Annotated in this window: 2 protein-coding genes; one reads left to right on the forward strand and one right to left on the reverse strand. The window is 67.8% G+C overall.

Going from position 1 to position 3,564, the window contains the following annotated elements; translation table 11 throughout:
- On the forward strand, positions 1-2,770 hold a 2,770-nt coding region (locus tag OCW50_RS32830; RefSeq protein WP_262300379.1), incomplete at its 5' end, for an SH3 domain-containing protein.
- Positions 2,771-2,964: 194 nt separating this feature from the next.
- Here OCW50_RS32830 and OCW50_RS32835 read toward each other — a convergent pair.
- Positions 2,965-3,564, reverse strand: a 600-nt coding sequence (locus OCW50_RS32835; RefSeq protein WP_262300380.1) for a porin, incomplete at its 5' end; no start/stop codon positions are given.

The following is a 3,564-nucleotide window of genomic DNA, read 5'->3' on the forward strand; positions in this document are numbered from 1 at the left end:
CAGCGTCAATTTCCGCTCGGGTCCGGGAACGCAATACTCCTCCATTCGCACGCTTCCGGAAGGCACCGCGGTCGACATCGGCGATTGCGGGGATTCGGGCAGCTGGTGCGCCGTCACCGTCGGCGGTCGAACCGGCTTCGTCAGCGGCCGCTACGTCGAGGAGACAAAGGAGGCCGAGGGCTGGCCGCGGACCTACGAGACCGGCCAGGGGCGCATGATCCTGTATCAGCCGCAGTTCACGGAATGGACCGATTTCAAGACCATCGAGGCGCTGGTGGCGGCCGAGTACCTGAAGACGCCGGATGCCAATCCGGTGTTCGGCGTGATCGGGCTGAAGGGCGGAACGTCCTATGACGACGATTCCGACGAGGTCGTCATCACGGATGTGGCGGTCACAGAGCTGAACTTCTCGGGTCTCGACCGCGAGGATCTGAAGGCCCTTGCGGTCGAGACCGGCAAGCTCCTGCCCACCGGCCCGATCACCGTATCGGAAGCACGCATAACGGCGAGCCTCGCCGAGCAGAAGCGCATGACCGACGTGCAGGGGCTCAAGGCCGACCCGCCGCCGATCTTCGTGTCGAAGACCCCGGCGGTTCTCTTGCAGTCCGACGGGGAGCCATCCTACGCGCCGGTGAAGGGCAAGACGGGTCTGTCCTTCCTGGTCAACTCGAACTGGGACCTCTTCCGCATCGACGACGGCGGCACCCTGTTCCTGCGCGACGACACGCATTGGCTGACCGCGAACGCGTTTGCAGGTCCGTGGACGCCTGTGGCGGAACTGCCGGCGCCGCTCAAGGATCTGCCCGACGACGGCAACTGGTCGGATGCGCGCGGCGCCATGCCGCCCGAGCCCTATCGGGGCGGCCGCGCTCCGACGGTGATCCCCACCGAGAAGCCTTCCGAGCTGATTCTGTTCGAGGGCGAGCCCAAACTCGAGGCGGTGCCCGGGACGGCGCTCCAGTGGGCGTCCAACACCGAATCCGACGTCTTCTTCCACAGGACCGACAGGCACTGGTACGTGCTCCTGTCCGGCCGCTGGTTCCGCGCCGCGACGCTCGACGGGCCATGGACCTTCGCGACGCCGGACCTGCCCGACGACTTCCGCAAGATTCCGGAGGATGCGCCCTATTATGCCGTGCGCTCGTCCGTGCCGGGCACATCCGAAAGCGCGGAAGCGCGGCTCAAGGCCAGCATTCCCACCACGGCGCGGGTCGAGGCCGGCTCGATCGCGCCAACAATCGCCTATACGGGCGACGCACAATTCGCGCCGATTGAATTGACCGGCCTGTCCTATGCGACGAACACGACCGACACCGTGATCCGGGTCGGAGACCGCTACTTCCTGGTGCAGGACGGCGTGTGGTTCGTGGCCGACAGCCCGAACGGACCGTGGCAATTGGCTCGCGAGGTGCCAGAGGCGATCTACCAGATCCCGCCATCCTCGCCCGTCTACAACGTGACCTATGTGCGCGTGTACGACACCGAGCCCGACGCGGTCTGGTACGGCTACACCATGGGATACCTGTTCAACTTCCTGGCCTGGGGCACCTATGTCTATGGCACGGGCTGGGGCTATCCGGGCTACTGGTACAACGGGCCGGGCTACGGCTACCCGATCTATTATCCGCGCCCCGCCACCTGGGGCCTCGGGGCTTATTACAATCCGGTGCGCGGCATGTACGGCCGCTATGGCTACGCCTATGGACCCTATCGCGGGATTGCGGGGGCGAGAGCCTGGAATCCGGCATCCGGCACCTATGCCCGGGCCGGCGCGGCCTGGGGACCCCGCGGGTCGGCCGGGTTCGTCGGCGCGTACAATCCGCGCACGGACGGCGGAGCCTTCGCGGCCGGGGGGCGCAACGTCTATGGCGCGTGGAAGTCCGCCGGGGTGAAGCGCGGCTCCGAATGGGCGCGGCTGACGGCGCGCGAGAACGCGGGGGGCGGCTCGTCGCTGCGCTGGAACACGTCCAACGGCCAGGGCTTCATCCGCGAGGGCCGCCGCGGTGACATCTATGCCGGTCGCGACGGCAACGTGTACCGCAACACGGGTGACGGCTGGCAGCGTTTCGACGGCGGCTGGCAGGACGTGGGACGGCCGGAACCCCGGGATCTGCTCCAGCGCGGCGAAGGACGCGAGGGCTTGTCGGCGGAGGGGCGCGAGCGCTTGCAGGAACGCGGCGGCAGTGAGGCCCTCAGGGGTCTTGCCGGCGCGGGAGCGGCCGGGGCGGCGGGTGCCGCATTGGGCCAACGCCTGAGTGGCGGTGAGCAGGTCCGGCGGGACGCAGCCAACCGCGATGCCGTTCGCGAGCGGGCACAGCAACGCCCGACGGCCCAGCAGCGTCCGGCAACGCAACAGCGCCAGACGCAGACACAACGCCAGGCTCCCCAGCAACGCGAAGCGTCCCAACAGCGCCGTGCGGCGGCGGATCGACCTTCTGCGCCGCAGCGGCCGGCCTCACAGCAGCGACCGGCGACCGGGCAACGGCAGGCGCAGCAGCAACGTCCGGCCCAGCGTCCTGCCGCCCAGCGGCCGGCGCCGCGCCAGCAGCTCCCCGCGAATGTCATGCGCGATGCCCAGGCGCGGCACATCGGCAACCAGCGGCAGATGGCGAGCCGCCAGTTCTCCCGTCCTCCGGCGCAGTTCTCCCGCTCGCCGTCGTTCGGTCCATCGAGGAGCATGGGACCGCGCGGCGGCTTTGGAGGCGGTCGCGGAGGCTTCGGAGGAGGCGGGCGTGGCGGAGGAGGCTTCCGCGGAGGCGGCCGCCGCTGAAGGATCGCGAGGACAGGCCGCTCGCCTGTCCTAGAGCATCGGACGGAAAAGTGGATCCGGTTTTCGCTGGCGCGGCCCGCTGGGTCCGTTCTGACCGATGCTCCCATTCAAGAAGAAAGCATCGGATTGATCCCAAAAGTGCAAGTCCACTTTTGGGTCCGATGCTTTAGCGACAGCTTCTTCCCATCAACCGGTCAGAAGTCGCGCTGAACGCGAATGCGCCCTTCCCAGGTGTCCTCCGACCCGGTCGACCGGAACGTTCCGGTCGGGTCGCCGGACGCCGTGGTCAGCGGAACGGCCACGCGGTCCTGCGGGACGACGCGGATGTAGAGCGCCTCGACGCCGATGAGGAAATCCTTCACAGGCGTCCAGATGACATTGGCCCCCACGCGGTACTCGTCGAAATCAACGAGACCCGTGGTGGTGCCGGCCGTCCCGTTGGTCAGGGTCGCGACCGTCGTGGGCACCGTGTACTGGGCGATGCTCGGGGCATCGAAGCGCATCCAGGAGCCGAACACGTTCGTCTGCCAGGTCGGGCTCCAGTTGTGGTTGAGGCCGCCGGCGATCGCATAGGCCTTGTTGGTCTTGTACTCGCCCGTGAAGATATCCACGAAGGCATCCGTGAAGGGCATCGCCAGGGAGCCGGCGCTGACGAAGCCGTTGCTGATCGCGCTGGTCTGTCCGGTGTTGAGATAGCCGATCGCGCCATCCGTGTAGGTGGCCATCATCCACACGGTATCGCCAACCCCGAGGGCGGGCACGTTGACATAGCCGAGAGCCGCCAGGGCGAACCC

It is taken from the genome of Microvirga sesbaniae (assembly GCF_025460805.1).
Taxonomy (GTDB): domain Bacteria; phylum Pseudomonadota; class Alphaproteobacteria; order Rhizobiales; family Beijerinckiaceae; genus Microvirga; species Microvirga sesbaniae.